Genomic DNA, 21,870 nt, shown 5'->3' on the forward strand with positions numbered 1-21,870 from the left:
CCCTTTCTCATATCGTAATATTGGAAAGAGAAAGGGGAGAAATTTTATGAGTTCTCGTCAACATTATTACACATGTCGACGCTATCACGGACGAGTCGTACGTATTGAAGACTATGACGGCAATATTCACCTCGGAAGAATTGTCGATGTAACGGATAAATCAGTATGGATTGAAGCGGTTCATCAAAAGCGATTTGACTATGGATTTGGCTATTCTGACTGTGGCTGTGATGTTTGCGGTGGTTTAAGTGAATGCGATAATTGTGGGTTTGGATTTGGACGCGGTGGATTTGGTGCTGTTGAACTTGGTTTTGGATTTATTTTCGGTATTGCATTAGCTGCTTTATTTTTCATATAAAGAAAGGCCAACGTATCGTTGGCTTTTTCATTTTTGACAAATAAAAATTCGATGTCCTAATCTATGCTTATATTGCTGTGAAATATGTTCATGCAAAGTCCACGTCTCATACAAATCTTGTGAAATAATATCCGATATATCCCACTCTGGTTGTTCTACATGTGAAGAGATTGTTTCGGCAATCGTTCCGCCTCCAAGCACACGCACTGATGTAAATTGCGCTTCTTGAAAGAGTGAAATCCATTCCTGTTCTGTTAATAGCTGTTCCATTCCATATAAGGTTACAATCTGTTCTTCCACATGTACTGGTAGGTGTTGCTCAGTTATCATTTCAATAACAAGCAGCGCCCCGCCGCGTTGTAAGACACGATAACATTCATTTATCGCCTTCCTCTTATTTGTAAAAGCAAGAACAGACTCCCCTAATACAATATGAAATACTTCATCGTGAAACGGTAGTGCTTCTACACTTCCTTTTATAAGTTCAATATTTACTCCATCTTGATTCCATCTCTTTCTTGCTTTTTGAAGCATCGTTTCATTCAATTCAACTGCACTTACCACTGAGCCATATTGTTTCACAATATAAGAGGCTGTTCGGCCCGTTCCGCACCCAATTTCCAATAACTTTGTATATGGTCCTAATGAAAGCTGTGCTAATAACTGCTTTGTTAATGTAAAGCCTCCCGGATGTGCACTTCCAATACCAAATGCTGCAAGGAAATCTAAATAAGAATATTGTTTCATAAGTATCTCCTTCTATCTTATACTTAACGATGGAATGAAACAGATAACACATAGAAAAAACAAATTGATGAAAGTTTCACTTTATTGTAATACTGCATATGTATTCACCACACTTCAAAATGTGCACAATGAAAAATGGTTAAGAACTTGTTGTTTCAAAACCAGCCATGCCACTATCTTAACGGAGTACAACCATTTATACATGAAAAAAGTGATAGCTTTCTCATGTATATCGAGAAAGCTATCACTTTTTATACTATGAGGATTTTTCCACAGACTACTGTATTATATCCTCTTTTTAACTGATTCTTATTTTTTGTTGTCTTTTTCAGTGACATATGCCCATTTATAGCTGAAATCGCCGCCAAAAGTATGAGAAGCGATGTCATGTACGTACGGACGTACTAAGAAAGAGTTACCACGTTGATATATTGGCGCAATTGCTGCGTCTTTAAGTAAGATTTTTTCAGCTTTTCCAAGTTGTTCCCAACGAGTTTTTACGTCAGTTAGTAATTCTTTTTTACCTTTTTTCACGATTTCATCATACTCTTTATTTGAATAACCCATTTGGTTATGAGAGTTTGTTGTTTCGAACATATCAATAAATGTCATTGGATCTGGATAGTCCGGTCCCCAACCAGCGTAAGAGAAATCATAATCTTGCTCTGTTTCTAACTTTAATTTTTGTTTAAACGGTTGGTTTTTCAAGTTAACTTTTAAACCTGGTAAGTTTTTCTCTAATTGTTCTTTTAAGTACTCACCGATTTTCTTCGCATTATCAGTATCATAGTTTAAAAGTTCAAGTGTAACTTCGTCTTTACCTAATTCTTTCTTCGCTTCTTCCCAAAGCTTTTTCGCTTCTTTTGCATCAAACGCTACGTCTTTAACAGAACCGCCGAATGAATCACGGAAATCTTTTTTATCTGGACCAGTTGAAAGCGTTGCTGGTACAAGGAAATCCGCTGGCTTAGAACCATCATTTAAGATGACGTTCGCTAATGCCTTTTTATCAAATCCTTTTGCAATTGCTTGACGAAGCTTTGTATTTTTCAGTGGTGTATCTTGACCGCCACGTTTTTGATTTAAGCGCAGGAAGAATGTTGATGGATCTAACTCTGTTTTGAACTCATCTTTGTTTCCTTTATATTTATCAACATATTCTGCTGCTAATCCAACACGGTCAGCTTGGCCACTTTCATATAAGTTAACGCGAGTAGATAGCTCTTTAACTACGCTAACGTTAATTTCTTCTAGCTTCACAGTTTTCTTATCCCAATATTGATCATTTTTCTTATATTTCCATCCTTGTTCATGCTTCCATTCAGCTAAAGAGAATGGTCCGTTGTACACTAATGTGTCAGCTTCTAAGCCGTATTTATCACCTTTTTCTTTTACAACTTTTTCATTTACTGGATAGAATGAAGCAAATGATGTTAATTGAATAAAATATGGAATTGGATTTTCTAATTCCACTTCTAATGTATAATCATCAACCGCTTTTGCTCCTAACGAGTCAGCCGGTGCTTTTCCTTCATTAATTGCCTTTGCATTTTTCACATCATACATAATGAATGCATATTCAGCAGCCGTTTTTGGATCTAACAGACGTTGCCATGCAAAAACGAAATCCTTTGCTGTTACAGGGTCGCCGTTTGACCATTTTGCATCTTTACGAAGTTTAAATGTATATTTTTTACCATCATCGCTCTTATTATATGATTCTGCAACACCTGGAGTTGGCTTATTGTCTTTATCAAGGCGATATAAACCTTCCATTACGTTGTTTAACACAATAAATGAAACTTGATCCGTTGATTTAGAAGAATCCATAGACGGAATTTCTTGCGTTTCTAATAAATTCAATACTTGCTTGTCTGCTAACTTACCCTCTGTTTTTTTGTCACCATTTTTCGAATCTGTACTTGCTTTGTTGTCCCCTGCCCCAGAACATGCCGTTAGTGCCACACTCATCGCTAATACTGGTGCTACTACAGCTGTGATTTTTTTCATCTTTTTCATTTTGTACCCTCCCTAATTATTATGCATGATACTAACTATGAGGAATCTTCTGATAACTTTATATTTCTATATAGTTATCAGAAAATTTCTATTAATTAATATTCTACTGTTTTTTTTGATTTTGTAAAGTGCTATTATTAAAAAAATCAAAAATTTATTTTTTTACACTAATATTTATAAACATTCTATGAAATTAATTGAAACTTCCATTTCGTGTAGTACGGCTTATGTATTCATCATTCTTCAAAATGTGCACAGAGAAAAGAGGATACGATACGCATCCTCTTTTCTCATAATTATTTGCCTTCTTTTTCAGTAATATATGCCCATTTGTAACTGTATTGGCAACCGACGTTGTGCTTATAAATATTGTGTACAGTAGGACGTTGTAAGAATGCTCTTCCTGGTTGATACATCGGTACGATAGCTGTTTCATCCTCAAGTAGGATTTTTTCAGCTTTTGCCATTTCTCCCCAACGTTTTTTCGGATCTGTTAGCAATTCACCTTGAGATTTCTTAACAATCTCATCATATTTCGCATTTGAATAACTCATTTCGTTTTGTGGATTTCCTGTTTGGAACATATCTAAGAATGTCATTGGATCCGCATAATCTGGGGTCCAACCTGCATAAGACATATCATAATCTTGCGCTGTTTCTAATTTTAATTTTTGCTTGAACGGCTGAAGTTTAATATTAATTTTTAAACCTGGTAAATTTTTCTCAAGTTGCTCTTTTAAGTATTCACCAATTTTCTTTGCACTGTCTGTATCATAGTTTAAAAACTCAATTGTCACTTCTTCTTTACCCATTTCTTTTTTCGCTTCTTCCCAAACCTGCTTTGCTTTCTTTACATCCGTTTTGATGCCTGTAGATTTATACGTTTCATGGTAATCCTTTCCATCTGGTCCTGCAGCAAACTTTTCTGGAATAAGGGCATCTACTGGTTTAGAACCATCATTTAAGATAACATTTGCCAATGCTTTTTTATCAAATGCCATTGCAATTGCTTCACGAACTTTCTTATTCTTTAATGCTGTATCTTGACCGTTACGTTTTTGATTTAAACGTAAGAAGTACGTTGACGGTTCTAACAGCGTTCCAAATTCATCTTTATTTGCTTTATATTTATCAACATATTCAGCTGTTAAACCAACGCGGTCAAGTTGGCCGCTTTCATATAAGTTCACACGAGTAGATTGTTCTTTTACAACGCTCCAATTGATTTCATCTAACTTGACATTTGCTTTATCCCAGTACTGATCGTTTTTCTGTACTTTCCAGCCTTGTTCATGCTTCCATTCTGTCATTTTAAACGGTCCATTATAAACCATCTTATCAGCTTCTAAACCGTATTTATCTCCATGTTCTTTTACAACTTTTTCATTTAGCGGTAAAAAAGATGTAAATGCTGTTAAACCAATGAAATACGGAACAGGGTTATCTAATTCTACCTCTAATGTGTAATCATCTACTGCTTTTACACCTAAAGAGTCAACCGATGATTTTCCTTCGTTAATCGCTTTTCCATTTTTTATATCATACATAATGAATGCATATTCAGCAGCCGTTTTTGGATCTAACAGACGTTGCCATGCAAATACAAAGTCTTTTGCCGTTACAGGATCTCCATTTGACCATTTTGCATCTTTACGAAGTTTAAATGTATACTTTTTACCATCATCGCTCTTTTTATAAGATTCTGCGATACCTGGAATAGGCTTATTCTCTTTATCAAGACGATATAAACCTTCCATCGTATTCCCTAAGATAAGAGAAGAAACAGTATCTGTTGATTTTGAAACATCCATTGAAGGAATTTCTTGTGCTTCTACTAAGTTTAGCACTTGTTTTGCCGCTAACTTACCTTCTGTTTGTTTATTTCCATTTTTCGGATCTGTACTTGCTTTTTTGTCCCCTTCCCCAGAACATGCTGTTAGCGCCACGCTCATCGCTAATACTGGTGCTACTACAGCTATGATTTTTTTCATCTTTTTCATTTTGTACCCTCCCTAATTGTTATGTACGATACTAACTATGAGGAATCTCCTAACAACTTTATGTTTCTGTATAATTGTCAGAAAATTTCTATTAATCAATATTTTACTAGTTTTCCCTATTTTGTAAAGTTATATTATTAAAAAATCAGAAAATTATTTTAATACATTGATATTAATATTCATTCTATGAAATTAATTAAAACTTCCATTTCTTGTAGTACGGCTTATATATTCATCATTCTTCAAAATGTGCACAAAGAAAAGAGGATACGATATCGCACCCTCTTTTTAAATGATTATTTACCTTCTTTTTCAGTGATATATGCCCATTTGTAGCTGAATTGGCTACCAACATTGTGCTTATAAATATTGTGTACAGTAGGACGTTGTAAGAATGATCTACCGCTTTGGAACATCGGTATAAGTGCTGCTTCATCCTCAAGTAGGATTTTTTCAGCTTTCGCCATTTCTTCCCAACGTTTTTTCGGATCTGTTAATAACTCACCTTGAGATTTCTTAATGATGTCATCATATTTCGCATTTGAATAGCCCATTTCGTTTTGTGGATTTCCTGTTTGGAACATATCTAAGAATGTCATTGGATCCGCATAATCTGGGTTCCAACCCGCATAAGACAAATCATAATCTTGTGCTGTTTCTAATTTTAATTTTTGCTTAAACGGCTGAAGTTTCATATTCACTTTTAAACCCGGTAAGTTTTTCTCGAGCTGTTCTTTTAAGTACTCACCAATTTTCTTTGCATTATCTGTATCATAGTTTAAGAACTCAACTGTCACTTCTTCTTTACCCAATTCTTTTTTCGCTTCTTCCCAAACTTGTTTCGCTTTTTTTACATCCGTCTTGATACCTGTAGATTTAAATGTTTCACGATAATCTTTTCCATCTGGGCCTGCAGCAAATTTTTCTGGAATAAGAGAGTCTGTTGGTTTAGAACCATCATTTAAGATAACATTTGATAATGCTTTTTTATCAAATGCCATTGCAATAGCTTCACGAACTTTCTTATTCTTAAATACTGTATCTTGTCCATTACGTTTTTGGTTTAAACGTAAGAAAAATGTTGACGGTTCTAGCATCGTTCCAAATTCATCTTTATTCGCTTTATATTTATCAACGTATTCAGCTGTTAAACCAACGCGATCAAGTTGGCCGCTTTCATATAAATTCACACGAGTAGATTGTTCTTTTACAACACTCCAATTGATTTCATCTAACTTAACATTTGCTTTATCCCAGTACTGATCATTTTTCTGTACTTTCCAGCCTTGTTCATGCTTCCATTCCGTCATTTTAAATGGTCCATTATAAACCATCTTATCAGCTTCTAAACCGTATTTATCTCCATGTTCTTTTACAACTTTTTCATTTAGTGGTAAGAAAGATGTAAATGCTGTTAAGCCAAGGAAATATGGAACAGGGTTATCTAATTCTACTTCTAATGTATAATCATCTACTGCTTTAACACCTAAAGAATCTAATGCTGCTTTGCTTTCATTAATTGCTTTTGCGTTTTTTATATCATACATAATGAATGCATATTCAGCAGCCGTTTTTGGATCTAACAGACGTTGCCATGCAAAAACGAAATCTTTCGCTGTTACAGGGTCTCCATTTGACCATTTTGCATCTTTACGAAGTTTAAATGTATACTTTTTACCATCATCGCTCTTTTTATATGATTCTGCGATACCTGGAGTAGGCTTATTATCTTTATCAAGACGATATAAACCTTCCATCGTATTGCCTAACATAAGTGAAGAAACAGTATCTGTTGATTTTGAAACATCCATTGAAGGAATTTCATTTGCTTCTACTAAGTTTAGCACTTGTTTTGCCGCTAACTTACCTTCTGTTTGTTTATTTCCATTTTTCGGCTCTGTATTTGTTTTTTTGTCCCCTGCCCCAGAACATGCTGTTAGTGCCACACTCATCGCTAATACCGGTGCTACTACAGCTGTGATTTTTTTCATCTTTTTCATTTTGTACCCTCCCTAATATTATGTACGATACTAACCATGAGAAATTTTTTGATAACTTTATATTTCTATAAAATAGTCAGAAAATTTCTACTAGTTAATATTCTACCACCATTCTCTGTTTTGTAAAGTTGTATTATCGAAAAAATCAAAAAATTATATTATTACAGTAATGTTTATAATTATTCTACTAAATAAACCAAAACTTCCATTTCGTGTATGTGTATGCATCCATTACATATCAAAATGTGCACAATGAAAAGAGGATGCGATATCGCATCCTCTTTTCAAATGATTATTTATCTTCTTTTTCAGTGATATATGCCCATTTGTAGCTGAAATCACCGCCAACATTATGCTTGTAAATGTTGTGTACAGTTGGGCGTTGTACGAAGGAAGCTCCACGTTGGTAAATTGGTGCAATTGCAGCATCATCAAGTAATATTTTCTCTGCCTTTGCTAGTTGTTCCCAACGAGTTTTCTGCTGAGTTAATAAATCTGTTTTACCTTTTTTAACAATCTCATCATACTCCTTATTTGAATAACTCATTTGATTATGAGAGTTTGTTGTTTCGAACATATCGATATATGTCATCGGATCTGCATAATCAGGACCCCATCCACCAAAAGAAATATCATAGTCTTGTGCTGTTTCTAATTTTAATTTTTGTTTAAACGGTTGATTTTTTAAGTTAATTTTTAAGCCTGGTAAGTTTTTCTCTAACTGTTCTTTTAAGTACTCACCAAGTTTTTTCGAATTGTCGTTATCAAAGTTTAATAATTCTAGAGTAATTTCATTCTTTCCTAATTCTTTTTTCGCTTCTTCCCAAAGCTTTTTTGCTTCTTTCGTATCAAATGCTACAGCTTTTACATCACCGTTCACTTTACGGAAGTCTTTATCATCCGGACCTTTTACGAAGTCAGTTGGTACAAGATAATCTGCTGGTATAGATCCATTATTTAAAATTACATTTGCCAATGCTTTCTTATCAAACCCTTTTGCAATCGCTTGACGAAGCTTTTTATTTTTTAAAGGTGTATCTTGTTCTTTCATTCGTTTTTGATTTAAGCGTAAGAAGAACGTAGATGCCTCTACATAAGTTCCAAATTCATCTTTTCTCGATTTAAATTTATCTACATATTCAGCACTTAAACCTATGCGATCGATTTGACCACTTTCGTATAAGTTAACGCTAGTTGATAATTCTTTTACAACACTGAAATTAATTTCTTCTAACTTAACTGTTTTCTTATCCCAATATTGATCATTTTTCTTCAGCTTCCATCCTTGTTCATGTTTCCATTCTGTCATTGCGAATGGACCATTATACACTAACGTGTCTGCTTCTAAACCGTATCTATCACCTTTTTCTTTTACAACTTTTTCATTTAACGGATAGAAAGATCCAAATGTTGTTAATTGAATGAAATATGGAACTGGATTGTCTAATTCCACCTCTAATGTATAGTCATCAACAGCTTTTACACCTAAAGAATCAACTGGTGATTTACTTTCATTAATCGCTTTTGCATTTTTTATATCATACATAATGAACGCATATTCAGCAGCCGTTTTTGGATCTAATAGACGTTGCCATGCAAAAACGAAATCTTTTGCTGTTACAGGGTCTCCATTTGACCATTTTGCATCTTTACGAAGTTTAAATGTATATTTTTTACCATCATCGCTCTTTTTATATGATTCCGCCACACCTGGAGTTGGTTTTTGGTCTTTATCAAGACGATATAACCCTTCCATTACATTGTTTAGTGTAAGGAAAGACACTGCGTCCGTTGCTTTAGAAGAATCCATTGATGGAATTTCTTGTGTTTCTACTAAGTTTAACACTTGTTTTGCCGCTAACTTACCTTCTGTTTGTTTGTCTTCATTTTTCGGCTCTGTACTTTCTTTTTTGTCCCCTGTCCCAGAACATGCTGTTAGCGCCACGCTCATCGCTAATACTGGTGCTACTACAGCAGTGATTTTTTTCATCTTTTTCATTTTGTACCCTCCCTAACTTTCATGTACGATACTAACTACCAGGAATTTTCTGATAACTTTATATCGTATATAATTATCGAAAAATTTAACTATTTTACTTTCTACTCTATTTCCTTATTTCGTAAAGTTTTATTATTGAAAATTTAAAAAATAATTCCGTTACAGTAGTACTAATAATTCATTCTATAAAAAACTCAAAAAAATAGCCCCCTCACTATATGAATGCTATAACTCTTTTGTTTATTACTAATTTGTTAAACTCGTATAAAACAATTATTTGAATAATATTATATTCCTATACATTTCTTTCTTTTGCGCCTCTTATGTTTTGTCTGACAAATTCATTTTTTACTTCGCACAACAACAGCAACCTTTTTATTCTTTCTTGCATTAAATAAATTTATTCACTTTGTTTTTTTCAACAGATAAATTGTTGAAATACATCGTCATCTATTCTCTTCCCTTAAATTTATATCAGTTTTTCTACTTGTATAGATTACTTTACATAAACTGTTTCAAAAACAAGTATTATTATTCTAAACACCGTTATTACAACAAAAAAACAACCTTATCTCGGTTGAATAGCGAAATAAGGTTGTTTGTATTTTTTACAATGTTTATATAACATCTTTATAAAGGTAGATCTCTTCTCTTAAATAACATAACAGCCATTATAAAGAGAATACAAGCTGCTGTAAGTAAACCAATGCTTGCCGGCCATATGTTATACGTTCCATCTACAATTTCTTGCGGGCGATACAAGTTAAATATAGATAGATTTCTCATCCATTCCAATTTCTCGCTCAATTTTCCGAGCATATCCAATCCATAAAACAATACTGTTATACCTGTAGAAATGCTCAATGCTTTCTTTTCATCGTTAAGTAAACAGGAAAAGAAAAATGAATAGGCACAAATAACAAGAAACACAAGTCCACCAAGAAAATTGAGTTTTAAAAATAGCACTTTATCAAGAGATACTTTTTCAATTAGCCATTCTGCCCCAGCTAAACCGCCAAGATAAGTAGCTATAACGATTGTAAATAATCCGATGATTAAGACAGATGCTTGTGTCAAAATTACCTTTGTACGTGAAACAGATGTCGATAATAAATAAGCCATCGACCCTCTATCAACTAGATGAGCAACGAGTTGTGTCGATGCTAAAATACTATATACCATTAATAGCAAAACAAAGATTAACCCATAATATTCTCCAGCCAAAAAATCACTCAATTGGTTAAACCCTTTTTCAAATCCTACTGCTTTTAAAACCCCTTTCGGCATCGCTTTCATGATTTCATCGATTCCCTTTGCAGATGAAATCGATGGAAAGATCCAAATGAGTAACCATAAATAAAGAACGGAACCGATAGCATAGTTCAAAATCATTTTTGCATTTGCTTTTAAACTAGCAACAAATAACGCTTTACTCATAACCGATTTTCTCCTTCCGCATCATAATAATGCATAAAGATATTTTCTAAATCCATTGTTCTCACCTGAAAACCAATTACATTGTACTGCGCTAATGTTTGAAGAAGCTCATTATAATTTCCTTGTACAATAATAGAAGCTGTATGCCCTTGTATACTTTCAATTTGTAACGTTGTTTTCTTTAATGACTGTAATTCTTCATGCGAAGATACTGTTACATCAATCACTTGCCTTTGTTTCGCTCGTAAATCGTGAATATTTTCAACCGTTAATAAACGTCCTTCTTTAATAATCCCCACTCGGTCACATGTCCGTTCAATTTCTGTAAAAATATGAGAAGACATAAAAATGGTTTTCCCTTTTTGTTTTTCTTCCAAAATAAGTTCTACAAATAACTGCTGCATGAGCGGATCTAAACCTGAAGTCGGTTCATCTAAAATGAGCACCTCAGGATCATGCATAAAGGCTGCTACAATCCCTACCTTTTGTTTCATTCCTTTAGACATTTTTCGAATAGGCGTTTTCACATCAAACTGAAAGCGTTCAATTAATTCATCACCGCGGCCGTTATTCTTCATCCCACGCATCCCTTGCATAAGTTGTAAAAATTCCAGTCCGTTCATTCCTTCAATAAAAGAAATCTCTCCTGGTAAGTAACCAACACTTCTTTGAATTTTTGCTGCGTCTTTCCAACAATCAAGTCCAAGAATCGTCGCTGTTCCAGAAGTAGGTTGTATAAAACCCATTAAATTGCGAATTGTTGTTGATTTTCCAGCTCCATTGGGGCCTAAATAACCAAATACTTCTCCTTCTTTTACTTGAAATGAAACATCGAATAAACCTTTTCCGTTTGAAAATTGTTTCGTTACATTTTGAACAATTAACATAAAATCACCCCTTTTTTGAAATATTTAATATATCATATTTCAAAATTATTATACCCCTCCATTGCAAAGGAATCAATATTTTTTGAAATTAAATAAATCCTATATTTCAAAATTGTTGTTTCTATTCTTAATATCTTGTATATTTGAGTAGAGGTGATTTAATATGAACGGTTTCGAAAAGGTAAAAAAAAAGAAAAAACAAGCCATTAAAGCCGCTGCCTTAGAGTTATTTTCTAAACATGGGTATAAAGATGTAAAAATAGAAGATATTGCAAAGCAAGCTAAAGTTTCACAAGTTACAATATATAATCATTTTGGGAGCAAAGATGCTTTATTTCGCGAACTCATTCAAGAGTTTACAATTCAAGAGGTCGATTATTATGAAGAACTGTTAACGAGCGACTTATCTTTTCAAGAAAAAATACAGCGCATTATGACTCAAAAATTAAAAAGTATACACCGTCTACATCCTGAAATGATTGCACAAGCAATGCAAACAGATGAAGAATTGCGTAATTTTCTATTTACATATCAAAATGAAAAAGCGCTTCCCCTTTTTCTTCGCTTTATTGAAGAAGCACAGCAGAAAAAAGAAATTAATCCAAATCTTTCAAAAGATATGATTTTGTTATATATCGGTGCTTTTTCTAAGATGAGTGATCAATTCGTTGCACACTTAGTTGGTGAACATCGTGAACAGCAAACAAAAGAAATCCTCACGATGTTTTTCTATGGACTTTCTAATCCAAACTAAAAACCCGGCAGATGCCGGGTTTTCCCATTATTTACTTACCTCTCCTTCTTGCGTTCCTGGATATTTCGCACCTTCGTACTTATAAATGTAAACTTTAGCAAATTTGTTATCACCTTTATCGTCGAAAGCTACTTTCGTAATAACGCCATCGTATTCTTTTATAGCACGAACGGCATCGCGTACTTGTTCACGTGTTGGATACTTACCGTCATTTTTCTTAATAGCATCTTTTATTCCTTGTAAAATAACACCAGCTGAATCATATCCATATGCAGAGTATGCTTCCACATCTTTTTTAAACTTCTCTTTATATTCTGTTACAAATGCTTTCCCTTTCTCCGTTACTGTTGGTGCAGTTGCTACTGTTGTATAATACGTATCTTTTAATCCATCTTTTGCTACTTCCCCCATTGTTGGAGAATCGATACCGTCACCACCCAAAATTGGTGCTGCAACCCCTTTTTCACGTGCTTGTTTTACTAAAACGGATCCTTCACCGAACGTGCCTATACATTGAAATAAGAATTACCATATCTTAAATTTCTTTCTATTATTAGAAAATCCTCCCTTAAAGCATTTCAGTTTATTTGTTATACTAAATAACGGTATATATTTACAATAGGTTTTTAGGGAGGCACAACAACATGAGTAAAAAAGAAAAAAAGCCAAGTGAAGAGCAATTAGCCAAACAGGCTATAACTAAAAAATATACAACTTCACCTATCATCGTCACGGCTAAATTTAGTTCCACTGAAAGTGGATACGCTGCTGTTGATAAAGATAACATCCAATTATTTAAGTACAACAAAGGTACCCAAGATGTTTCTAGCATTGCTACATATTATTTCGAAGATTACGATACAGTTACAATTGACAGATTTGCTGTAAAAGCTATCATGAATTTCAAAGGTGTACATAAAACTTTCAATTTTATTCCACTACAACAAACAAAAGATATTGAGAGATTAATCCAAACTAATACTTCTATTAAAATAGAAAAAGTAGAACGCAAATGGTACAACAAGATTCTAGGCTTCCGCTCAAGTACAAAATGGAAGATGATTGTAGCTAGTGCTGTGTATTTATTTATTGCTGTTGCTGTAATTAGTGGGTTTGCAGATAAAAAAGAAAAACAAGACAAAATTGCATCTTCTAATGAGAAAGCGAAACAAGAATACAAAGAAAAACGTGATCAAGAACATAAAGAAGTTATGAAACAAGTTGAAGAACTTCAAATGAAAGAAAAAGAAGCAAAAGAACTGAGAACTGATGATGGCCGAAAAATAAACATTGAAATCTACAAAAAGTACAATGTTAAATATCCTACCTTTGAACCTACAGATAATAAAGAGTCAAAAGATAAAGCTGTAATGGAACGTTTTGAGGAAATGGCAAAGAAAAATAACATGTCAGTCCCTGAATACATCACAAAAGAAAAAGACATCGTAGCTGCAAATGTACAAAAGGAAAAAGAAGAACAAATGAAAAAAGCGGATGAAGCTAAGGCTAAAAATTCCTCTAATAATACAGCTTCTTCCACTGATTCCTCACAATCAAAAAAATATATAAAAGATATACTTAATCAATTAAATGATAATATAAGCACTTGGAAAGCAATGAACGGTGGGAAATTAAATCAAAGTGATGTAAAAGTAATTAATAGTGACTTGAATTTCGTTCTTGAACATGTTCATGATTTAGAAGAGGAATCAGGCACAACAGAACAGATAGAACAATTCAAACGTGCAGTCAATGCACATATTAATGCGTTCCAAATAGGTGAAGTAAAAGACGTCTCCAAACTTATATCACAAGCAAATAATTTATAAAGTAGAAAGCCCTTCTCACATGAGAGGGCTTTTTACTTTATTCATTAAGTCTCGTGAAAAAGTATCTTCTAAGTATCTAAATGCAACAGCCTCTTCTTTTGTCATTTCTCTTACATAAAGTGAATCCTCACGTGTCAATGGTTCTAATAATACCAATCCCGACATATTTCTATATACTCTTCTAAAATCCACTGTTCCTTCCTCACTCAAAAGTTTACTTAGAAATAGTTCAACCGGAACAGGTGTTAAAAAATTATTATTTTCATCAATAAAATTAATATCTATGTTGTCATCAATTTCCCGAATGTGAAACAAGAAATTTTTATCTTGCTGAGATACTTGTACTAAATACGCTGTTATCTTTTGTTCATCGATTATTGTCAACTCCACTAAAATCATCTCCTTAATTGTTATTCCATGTAAAATTTTAACAACAAAGTGTTAATAACATGTAAAATAATGGTTAAAAATTTTATAAAATTTGTTCCCATAAAAAAAACGTCCACTTGAGAAAGACTCAAATGGACGTTTTTTTTATACCGTTAATTCTTAACTAAGCTGCTTTTCATTTCCTCATTTGTTCTTTTCTTTTCAGAATATCTTCTTTAAAGAATAATCGATCGCGTGGCATTTCCTTAATAGGGATTAATTTCTTTTCTGTAACCAGTTGGTGTATATACTGCCGTGAACATCCAAGAATGCTCACGGCTTCGGTTGTATTTACAGTTTCTTCGTTAATAAATCGTATTAAATCATCTTTCGTATCAAACTTATACATTACTTATGCTTCTCCTTTATATAGGCTGTAATTACATTAAAAACAATTGCTACGAAAGCAAATGCACATACAATCAAGTACACGTAATCCATAGTTCCTAGATGGTTATAATCGATGAGTGTAAGAAAAAACACCAATACCAGCACAACAGGAATGATTTGTAATATTGTCTTTTTCATAATAATTTATGAATGTGTTATAATCTTAGGTACAAGGGAGGTTTCCCTCCCTTGCATTGCTTAGTTTTGAGAGTCGTCTTCTTGTCGGGAGCGACTCTTTTCTCTCTCTTCTTTTATCTTGTAGTAGATATCCATCGTATTTTTAATACCCGATGAAGTTTGAGAGTAGATTGTTGCGATAGCACCTAAGATTATCAACCAATTCATGTTTTCACCTCCTTTTCTTTATACTCTTATTATACCACATAACTTTACTCACGTAAAGCAAATGATTGAAATTCCTTCTATAAAATGAAAATAATATACAAAAATGGATTAAGTTATGCAAAATTACATATTTATATTCTTTATATATTGATATAATAATACAGAAAGGTTTCTAACTACTTTTGTATTTGTAATGTCATAACTAATGTTTGATTAGGAAACTGTCATCTTGTCAAACAATACCAAAAAGCCCTGATGCTCTACTTCATCAGGGCTTTTTGGTATTTATCTCAACCAATTCACATAAGACTCATCAAAATACATCCAACCTTCAACGCCATCGCCAGTGATGTAAATCCAGTTTTCGAAACGATAATGAACATCATAAGCGGAACGCTTTGTAATTTTATTGATGACAACATCACCAGTACTCGCACCTTTTCGTAAGTTAACATCCGTTGCATTAACCCACACGACACCTTGAGATTTACCATCTCTATTAATTTTTGCTACATCATCTCTCATCCAATTTTCAGGATTAACTTTATACCAAAAATGAGCACCATCATAATGCCATTCATAATAAGTATGACCTTGCCCTTTTGTTGCTTGTCTCATTACAAGAGAACTTACATTAGGTTCTTTTCGAATATTTGCTACATCAGCAGTAGTTGTAAGATAACCTAAAACCTCTTCTTGTGGTTGTAAGGATTGAGCGCTACCTCCTGTAAACCATTCAAGCGACTTATCTCTGTTCAGATAGTTCAAATCTACCTTTCCGATACCATCGAGCCATCCGCCTGTTTCACCGTCTGCATATTGCCAAATATCACATGCATATTTAGGTTTTGATGTGCTGTATCGTGGAATCCACAGAAAATCAGCTTGTACACTTTGTAAATTGTAAAGTGGATACAGTTCATGAGATACATAGAAACCAACTTTCCAGCCAGCATCTTTTAGTGTATCAATGAATGCTTGTGATGCTTCTGCTAGATTATCTCCACCGCAAGCATCTAATGTGTCTTTCTCACAATCTAAAACTAGGAATTTTGCATTAGGATTAACACGAGCAAGGAAGTCTTTCGCTTCTGCAATGGCATCAGCTACACTGACATAGCAACCATAAGCATATGCTGCATGTGGAATGCCATATGATTCTAACGCCTCCACATATTCATTGTATTTAACATCTTTCTTATTTGAACCGTATTGTACGCGGCAAATAGCTAAATCTAATTGTGGTGCTAATATATCCCAATCTGGATTTCCATTGTGATATGAAATATCGATAATACGTTTAGTCATTATTCATTCTCTCCCTTAATTTCTTTTTTTCTTGTTTCGGATCTAGTAGTCTTTGCCTCAATCTCACTAGAAAGTTTCTCTAGCATCTTTTGAGAAATCCATTTATCCCAACCAGCACGTGAGCAATTAGCAATAGCACTTTTCAAAATGTGCCAAATTAACCCACCAGCTAATAGATTGAAAAAAGTAATTACTCCATCCAAACTAAATGCCAAGTCTAAAACATGACCCATAAACGGGATGTAAAGAATAGTAAGTGTTCGCTTAATCCCTTTAATCCCATATGAACTTGCATAACTTCCATCCTTATGTGCTGCCTCTGTTCCTGTAATCCAATCAAAGCCAATTACAGTTCCGAGGGCTAAAATCATGAGAAAGTTTTGTGTACCATATATGACATCAATAACCCCTCCTAAAAAGCCGATAATTGGTCCAATAATCGCTGTTTCCTTCGTTACATGCATTACTTCATCTCCTTTTTGGCAATAAAAAAGGAGCATATTCTATGCTCCTGTACCTTACGGTTGTATTTATTTTTGTTTTGGTTTTAACTTCTCACTTTCTTCTCTTAATTTATGATTTTCTGCTTCTAGTTCGATTACGCGAGCCAAATAAATGTTTTTCTCTTGGGTGGCTGCATTTAGCTGTTCTTCCACCACTTTTGCGTACATTTCTGCGTTTGCTGTTATTTTCATCAATAATCACCTTTTCTATTTGATTCAGCCTATCGTCTGTTCTTTGTACATACTGTTGAAAACCTCTTATTGTAACTGATAAAGAGGCATATAAATTAACCCCTTTTCGTTCATCATCTGTAAATGAAAGCGGACAATCATCAACCATAAAACCATAATGCTTTGGAATGTTTTTTAATGTGTATGGTACTTGTCCAGCTTCTTTCTGTTCACGCATTTCATACAAGGTAGCTACATCACTTTTGAAATAATACTCTTTTATTTTTAAATCTAAAACATCTTGTAATGCATCAAACTGTAAGTCTTTTATAAATGTCTTCAGCTTTCGTTGAGAGGTAGTTTTATATTCTGATGCTACGAGACCAGAATGGTTTGAACCATTACCGCTCTGTACTTGTATATATCCTCCCCATCCATCATCAGAAACGAGTCTTCCTCTATACAAACTTAAATGTGAACGGTTATTTTCAGTTACCCATTCGTTGAAATAGTTACCCATTCGCTCAAAATAAATTTTATTTGATGTCATCCCTGCTTTTTCATTACTTTGCGGATTCAAAAACTGAAGTGAGGGTTTCCATCCTTGAAATTGATCATAAGCTCTAGCTGCAACAGCTTTACCTTGACCTTGGTCTAATAGAGTAAATCCGTTTGATCCATATGTTGCTCCATCATTACCTGTACCAAACGAAGCGCCCCATGCTGCAATTTCTACATAATTCGCTTCTTTTCCATCCTCTTTATAGCCTCTACTATAAAATCTCCCTCTCTCTAATCCGGTAATAATTTTCTTCGCCCATTGGCTTTGCTCATTAGGATTTTCAATACCTTGTGTGAAAATTCGACCATTAGACATTTCTGTGAAATTATTACTATTGTTTGGATCCCTTGCTCTAATAGTGATACCTTCAAGCAATTTACCAGCGATTGATTCTGCTGTAACAGCACCAACTAAATTAATACGCTTTGCTTCAATTTTTATTGCTTCAGCTGTTTGATTAATCTCTGAAATTACACTACCTTTACGGACTGTGTTAGTAATTGCTTTTTCAGTGACATCAATACGCCCCTCAACTGTTTTTACATAAGCACCTGTAGCATATTTACCGTCAGCTTCTACTCGTGTATACACTTCTGTTTTTTTGGCGGAAAGACTAATACCTTCTTTTGTAGCTGCAATCTCACGATCGATTTGCTCTGTTTTCTTATTGTAATCAGCTGTTGCTACCTTTTCTGCAATCTGTCCTAATAATTCATCTCTACCAACAATGTCCATTGCATTCTCAGTAAACTCAGATGGCTTCATTCCACGCTGTAGCATCATTTTAGACGCCCAAAGTCTACCGTTTCGTATTACATAGAACCTAGCATCAACGAGTGCTGTTCCAATCGGTGCTTTTGCTGTTCCATATGCGAATTTCCAAATGTTGTTTTCTAATGGGATATCAAAACCCGCGGTAGATATTCTCGCACCAGAAGCGTTAAAAAACTCTATTTCTATCCTTACTCCTTTGTCGATTTTGCCTTTATCATCAGTCATAAACCAACCAGATATAACAAAATCTTCACCAGCTGCAGCTTTAACTTTCTCACTAATAGCTCCTCGCCAATTGTCAGCCGTTAATCCAGTCTGGTCTGTTTTAATGCTGTAAGATCCGTTATACATAACATTGGTATCACGTACAACATTAGGATATAAGGACCAATGGCTTGAATCTGTTTTTAATAATGAGTTTCTAATCAAATTATCCATGCCTATGCTGCTAACATAGTTACCCACTTCGGTAATCGTTACTTTTCCTTTAATCGCTTCTGCTTGTGCTTCCAGTGTAGATTTCGCTTCTTGTATTTGTTTTCCTTGCGCTGTTTGTGTTTCCTGGATACTACCAACACTTTGTTTGATACCCTCTGCGTTTTTCTCTACAGTAGTAACACGTTGATTAAAAGAATTTTGATTACTTTCGACTTTCGTTATACTTTCTTTTATGCCCTCCACACTCTTGACAATCTCGGTTGTTTTCTTAGTAAAATCTTCATTAGACACTCCATCTTCTGGAGCTGGTTGATGCGATGACGGAATTGTACCGATCTCAATTTGAAGATTTCTAAATTTAACAGTTCCAGAAGCACTCCTTAACAAGGCTGTTACTGTTAAATTATCAATTTCTTTATCTTCAATAACCTGTGATACTTTAAAATACCTACGATACGAATTGGTGCCAGCAGGAACTACTTTGCCGTAACACGATTCAAACCAATTTGTTTTCCCGTCTTTATAACCAACCCTTAATTCTATACCAACACTATTGTTACCAGCTGTTCCATGCACTAAATTCATTGTTTCTGCATCAAAGCTTAAAACAACTTGCTTCCCTCTAAAATCTGTTTTACCTAAATCGGAAACATTATAACTTTTACTTTTAGTTTGACTATTATCAGTATTTGTAAGTACAACTTCATCAGAGCTTAATAGGACATAATTTCGAGTACCAACACTAAGATTATTAGTTTTCTTCTCTACACTATCTAACTTTTCGCTGATTTTCCCGGCCTGCTCTTTAATTTCTGTTGTTGTCTTTTTCAGTGAATTTGTATCAGACTGCACATCAGAAATTGTCTTTTTTGTCCCCTCCACAGTTTCTTCTACAGTATTTATTTTGTTGGTGATGGTTTCATTCTCTTTATTTAACGATTCAATAGATTGTTTAAATCCTTCTGCCGTTTGTTCTGTAGTAGTGACTCTCTTGCTAATATCACCTTGCTCTTTTTGTACATTTGATATAGTTCGAGTAACGCCATCAATTGTTTCTTCAATCTTGTTATATTTTCCTTGCGCTTCTTTTTGAACCGCTTCTACCTTTTCATTAAGCTCTGTTCTTGCCGTTTCTACTTGTTTGTTTACTTGTTCTAATGCTTCTTTTTTTACTGCATCTACATCTTGAACAATAGGTTCCCACGTTTTACCGTTCCATTTTTTTAAAATACCCGGTCTACCTTTTGAGATATCCAACCACAATGATTTACCAGGCTCCAGGTTAGTCGTTGGTTCCGTATTACTTTCAATGATTGTGGTTTGAAAGTTCTTTTGGTTTTCTTCCACTAATTCAGCAAGTTTCTTTGCTGCTTCACTTTCCTTTTTGACTTCTTCCACTTTCTTTTCTGTCTCTGCATTGATACGTTCTGTATACTTGTTGGATTCCTCTAATAGCTTTTTATCTAATTCTTTTACGACAGAAAGAATATCCGCGGTCCATTTCTTTTGCTCTTCTGTTCTATCCACAAGTTCATCTCGTTTATTACTAAACTCATAGACGTTTGGTGTCTGCTCAAATGGATAACGGGTTCGTTTTACGACACGCACATCAAAATCCATGTTGTACTTGTGATGTTGGAGAATCGCTTTATCTCCGACCTTTGGCTCATTCGAATCATCAAAGTTTGCTTCTTTATGGTCCACAGTGATAGAAGTGACTGGAATATCATTTACAGCCTCTTCGCAACGTTTCCTTGCTGTTTCTTCATTTTTAATCTTGTCATCCTCAATATTCTCAGCTTGTCGATAACGAATGAGTTCCGGCATTTTGTATTTAAGAGGTGATTCATAATAATACGTAAATTGTGGACCGTCCCCTTCTTCTTTAGATGGTTTATGTCCTAAAAGTAAAACAGAGAATGAGCAATTGCTGTCATCTGTTGTTTTCTTAATGGCATTTACGTTATAACCGAATTTATATAGCTTGTCTGTTGTTTTACCGATTCTATCCGCAAAGATAACGGTCATGTTATCGAATATACATTCAATATCGAATCGATCCAGTAGCTTTCGAATCATTTTCATACGACTTTCGCCACCGAAGTTATCAAACTGTAATTGATTTTTTTTAGAACAACGATTGATATATTTGAAATTACTTCCCTCAAATGTGTGTGCAAGTCCTTCTTCTATAGAAAAGTAACCAGTAACCTTCTTCTCTTGTGTTTGTAAAGATAATTCAGCACCTATTTGAATTGCATCACAATCCTTGAATCCTAATTCATCAAGATGATTCACTAGAATGATATAGTATTGACCCTCAAAGATAAGTAGATTTCTATCTTCTACATACTGATACACACGCTTATTCATAGCTGTATCTAGAACTTCGAAGCGAATAGAGGACGGTTCATTCTTACCCTCTACTACCTCAAAAAGTTTCATATCAACTAGATGAAATTGATCGCCCGTTGATAATTGTTCAATTTTAGGTCTTTCTACTCGTTTCATATAGTGCCCCAACCCACTTCTAGATAGTCTATTTTATTATTGTGGTCATTTTTATCGTAAGAAAACCCGCCGCCATTCACAATTACATTTGTTACAATACTATCTTGAATACCAACAAGTGTTACTGTTCTTGCTTGACAGTTTGCTAATATTGCTCTAAACGTCTTTTTGCCTCCATCTTCGCCAATGTGAATATCAGCACGTGGCCAGCCTCGTTGGTTGTTGTATTTTGCGACACCACCTATGCAACTCCAATCCAGCGTGTAATAACACCAAATACCATCTTCTTGACAATAAGAAATATCAGGATTTGTAATTCTTACTCCAAACCCAAAATCAGTTACAATTCCAGCGTTCATTGATTTTACAACCGGATTTAAAATCCTCACATTTTGATACTGTGGAGCAT

Annotated in this window: 18 protein-coding genes; 3 read left to right on the forward strand and 15 right to left on the reverse strand. The window is 34.3% G+C overall.

Annotation, left to right across the window (positions count from 1 at the left end):
- The first annotated feature begins 46 nt into the window (after positions 1–46).
- Positions 47–358, forward strand: a complete 312-nt coding sequence (locus tag Q9306_RS20465) for a hypothetical protein (RefSeq protein WP_306201835.1) — start codon at positions 47–49, stop codon at positions 356–358.
- A 27-nt stretch (positions 359–385) separates the two neighbouring features.
- Here the strand turns inward: Q9306_RS20465 and Q9306_RS20470 are convergent, their stop codons facing one another.
- From Q9306_RS20470 to Q9306_RS20500, 7 genes are all read right to left on the reverse strand, one after another.
- Positions 386–1,105 (reverse strand): class I SAM-dependent methyltransferase, encoded by a 720-nt coding sequence (locus Q9306_RS20470; RefSeq protein ID WP_306201837.1) that lies wholly within the window; start codon positions 1,103–1,105, stop codon positions 386–388.
- 309 nt (positions 1,106–1,414) lie between these two features.
- A complete protein-coding gene (locus tag Q9306_RS20475) occupies positions 1,415–3,124 on the reverse strand; it encodes a peptide ABC transporter substrate-binding protein (protein WP_306201838.1) in 1,710 nt (569 codons plus the stop codon).
- Positions 3,125–3,420: 296 nt separating this feature from the next.
- Entirely contained in the window at positions 3,421–5,124 is a 1,704-nt protein-coding gene (locus Q9306_RS20480; protein WP_306201840.1) for a peptide ABC transporter substrate-binding protein, read from the reverse strand.
- A gap of 296 nt (positions 5,125–5,420) precedes the next feature.
- A complete protein-coding gene (locus Q9306_RS20485) occupies positions 5,421–7,124 on the reverse strand; it encodes a peptide ABC transporter substrate-binding protein (RefSeq protein ID WP_306201842.1) in 1,704 nt (567 codons plus the stop codon).
- Between the two features lie 292 nt (positions 7,125–7,416).
- The gene (locus Q9306_RS20490) at positions 7,417–9,123 is read right to left on the reverse strand and encodes a peptide ABC transporter substrate-binding protein (protein WP_306201844.1); all 1,707 of its coding nucleotides are present in this window, start codon (positions 9,121–9,123) and stop codon (positions 7,417–7,419) included.
- 630 nt (positions 9,124–9,753) lie between these two features.
- Positions 9,754–10,560 (reverse strand): ABC transporter permease subunit, encoded by an 807-nt coding sequence (locus Q9306_RS20495; protein ID WP_306201846.1) that lies wholly within the window; start codon positions 10,558–10,560, stop codon positions 9,754–9,756.
- Positions 10,557–11,447, reverse strand: a complete 891-nt coding sequence (locus Q9306_RS20500; protein ID WP_306201848.1) for an ABC transporter ATP-binding protein — start codon at positions 11,445–11,447, stop codon at positions 10,557–10,559. The genes Q9306_RS20495 and Q9306_RS20500 overlap by 4 nt, the downstream gene beginning before the upstream one ends.
- Positions 11,448–11,610: 163 nt before the next feature.
- Between Q9306_RS20500 and Q9306_RS20505 the strand changes: the two genes are divergently transcribed.
- Positions 11,611–12,201, forward strand: coding sequence for a TetR/AcrR family transcriptional regulator (locus tag Q9306_RS20505; RefSeq protein ID WP_306201850.1), 591 nt, complete (start codon positions 11,611–11,613; stop codon positions 12,199–12,201).
- Between the two features lie 27 nt (positions 12,202–12,228).
- On the opposite strand, the gene Q9306_RS20510 is transcribed toward Q9306_RS20505, so the two are convergent.
- Entirely contained in the window at positions 12,229–12,711 is a 483-nt protein-coding gene (locus tag Q9306_RS20510; RefSeq protein WP_306201869.1) for an ABC transporter substrate-binding protein, read from the reverse strand.
- A gap of 134 nt (positions 12,712–12,845) precedes the next feature.
- Here Q9306_RS20510 and Q9306_RS20515 point away from each other — a divergent pair, with 134 nt between their 5' ends.
- The gene (locus tag Q9306_RS20515) at positions 12,846–14,030 is read left to right on the forward strand and encodes a hypothetical protein (RefSeq protein ID WP_306201852.1); all 1,185 of its coding nucleotides are present in this window, start codon (positions 12,846–12,848) and stop codon (positions 14,028–14,030) included.
- 15 nt (positions 14,031–14,045) lie between these two features.
- Here the strand turns inward: Q9306_RS20515 and Q9306_RS20520 are convergent, their stop codons facing one another.
- The 7 genes from Q9306_RS20520 to Q9306_RS20550 form a co-directional block, all read right to left on the reverse strand.
- On the reverse strand, positions 14,046–14,420 hold the full coding sequence (locus Q9306_RS20520; protein ID WP_306201854.1) for a hypothetical protein: 375 nt from the start codon (positions 14,418–14,420) through the stop codon (positions 14,046–14,048).
- Between the two features lie 175 nt (positions 14,421–14,595).
- Positions 14,596–14,808: a helix-turn-helix domain-containing protein gene (locus tag Q9306_RS20525; RefSeq protein WP_306201856.1), complete on the reverse strand. Its 213-nt coding sequence runs from the start codon at positions 14,806–14,808 to the stop codon at positions 14,596–14,598.
- A gap of 239 nt (positions 14,809–15,047) precedes the next feature.
- Positions 15,048–15,194, reverse strand: coding sequence for a hypothetical protein (locus Q9306_RS20530; RefSeq protein WP_306201858.1), 147 nt, complete (start codon positions 15,192–15,194; stop codon positions 15,048–15,050).
- Between the two features lie 285 nt (positions 15,195–15,479).
- Positions 15,480–16,502: a GH25 family lysozyme gene (locus tag Q9306_RS20535; RefSeq protein ID WP_306201860.1), complete on the reverse strand. Its 1,023-nt coding sequence runs from the start codon at positions 16,500–16,502 to the stop codon at positions 15,480–15,482.
- Positions 16,502–16,966, reverse strand: coding sequence for a phage holin family protein (locus Q9306_RS20540; RefSeq protein ID WP_306201863.1), 465 nt, complete (start codon positions 16,964–16,966; stop codon positions 16,502–16,504). The genes Q9306_RS20535 and Q9306_RS20540 overlap by 1 nt, the downstream gene beginning before the upstream one ends.
- Before the next feature lie 109 nt (positions 16,967–17,075).
- On the reverse strand, positions 17,076–21,461 hold the full coding sequence (locus Q9306_RS20545) for a phage tail protein (RefSeq protein ID WP_306201865.1): 4,386 nt from the start codon (positions 21,459–21,461) through the stop codon (positions 17,076–17,078).
- On the reverse strand, positions 21,458–21,870 hold a 413-nt coding region (locus Q9306_RS20550), incomplete at its 5' end, for a hypothetical protein (protein ID WP_306201867.1). The genes Q9306_RS20550 and Q9306_RS20545, both read right to left, overlap by 4 nt.

It is taken from the genome of Bacillus multifaciens (genome assembly GCF_030756675.1).
GTDB lineage: Bacteria > Bacillota > Bacilli > Bacillales > Bacillaceae_G > Bacillus_A > Bacillus_A multifaciens.

Bases quoted from the DNA above. Each gene is read 5' to 3' on its own strand.
- Q9306_RS20540 (WP_306201863.1), bottom strand. From the start codon at position 16,966: ATGCATGTAACGAAGGAAACAGCGATTATTGGACCAATTATCGGCTTT.
- Q9306_RS20530 (WP_306201858.1), bottom strand. From the start codon at position 15,194: ATGAATTGGTTGATAATCTTAGGTGCTATCGCAACAATCTACTCTCAA.
- Q9306_RS20500 (WP_306201848.1), bottom strand. From the start codon at position 11,447: ATGTTAATTGTTCAAAATGTAACGAAACAATTTTCAAACGGAAAAGGT.
- Q9306_RS20505 (WP_306201850.1), top strand. From the start codon at position 11,611: ATGAACGGTTTCGAAAAGGTAAAAAAAAAGAAAAAACAAGCCATTAAA.
- Q9306_RS20515 (WP_306201852.1), top strand. From the start codon at position 12,846: ATGAGTAAAAAAGAAAAAAAGCCAAGTGAAGAGCAATTAGCCAAACAG.
- Q9306_RS20485 (WP_306201842.1), bottom strand. From the start codon at position 7,124: ATGAAAAAGATGAAAAAAATCACAGCTGTAGTAGCACCGGTATTAGCG.
- Q9306_RS20545 (WP_306201865.1), bottom strand. From the start codon at position 21,461: ATGAAACGAGTAGAAAGACCTAAAATTGAACAATTATCAACGGGCGAT.
- Q9306_RS20480 (WP_306201840.1), bottom strand. From the start codon at position 5,124: ATGAAAAAGATGAAAAAAATCATAGCTGTAGTAGCACCAGTATTAGCG.
- Q9306_RS20495 (WP_306201846.1), bottom strand. From the start codon at position 10,560: ATGAGTAAAGCGTTATTTGTTGCTAGTTTAAAAGCAAATGCAAAAATG.
- Q9306_RS20475 (WP_306201838.1), bottom strand. From the start codon at position 3,124: ATGAAAAAGATGAAAAAAATCACAGCTGTAGTAGCACCAGTATTAGCG.
- Q9306_RS20470 (WP_306201837.1), bottom strand. From the start codon at position 1,105: ATGAAACAATATTCTTATTTAGATTTCCTTGCAGCATTTGGTATTGGA.
- Q9306_RS20490 (WP_306201844.1), bottom strand. From the start codon at position 9,123: ATGAAAAAGATGAAAAAAATCACTGCTGTAGTAGCACCAGTATTAGCG.
- Q9306_RS20525 (WP_306201856.1), bottom strand. From the start codon at position 14,808: ATGTATAAGTTTGATACGAAAGATGATTTAATACGATTTATTAACGAA.
- Q9306_RS20535 (WP_306201860.1), bottom strand. From the start codon at position 16,502: ATGACTAAACGTATTATCGATATTTCATATCACAATGGAAATCCAGAT.
- Q9306_RS20465 (WP_306201835.1), top strand. From the start codon at position 47: ATGAGTTCTCGTCAACATTATTACACATGTCGACGCTATCACGGACGA.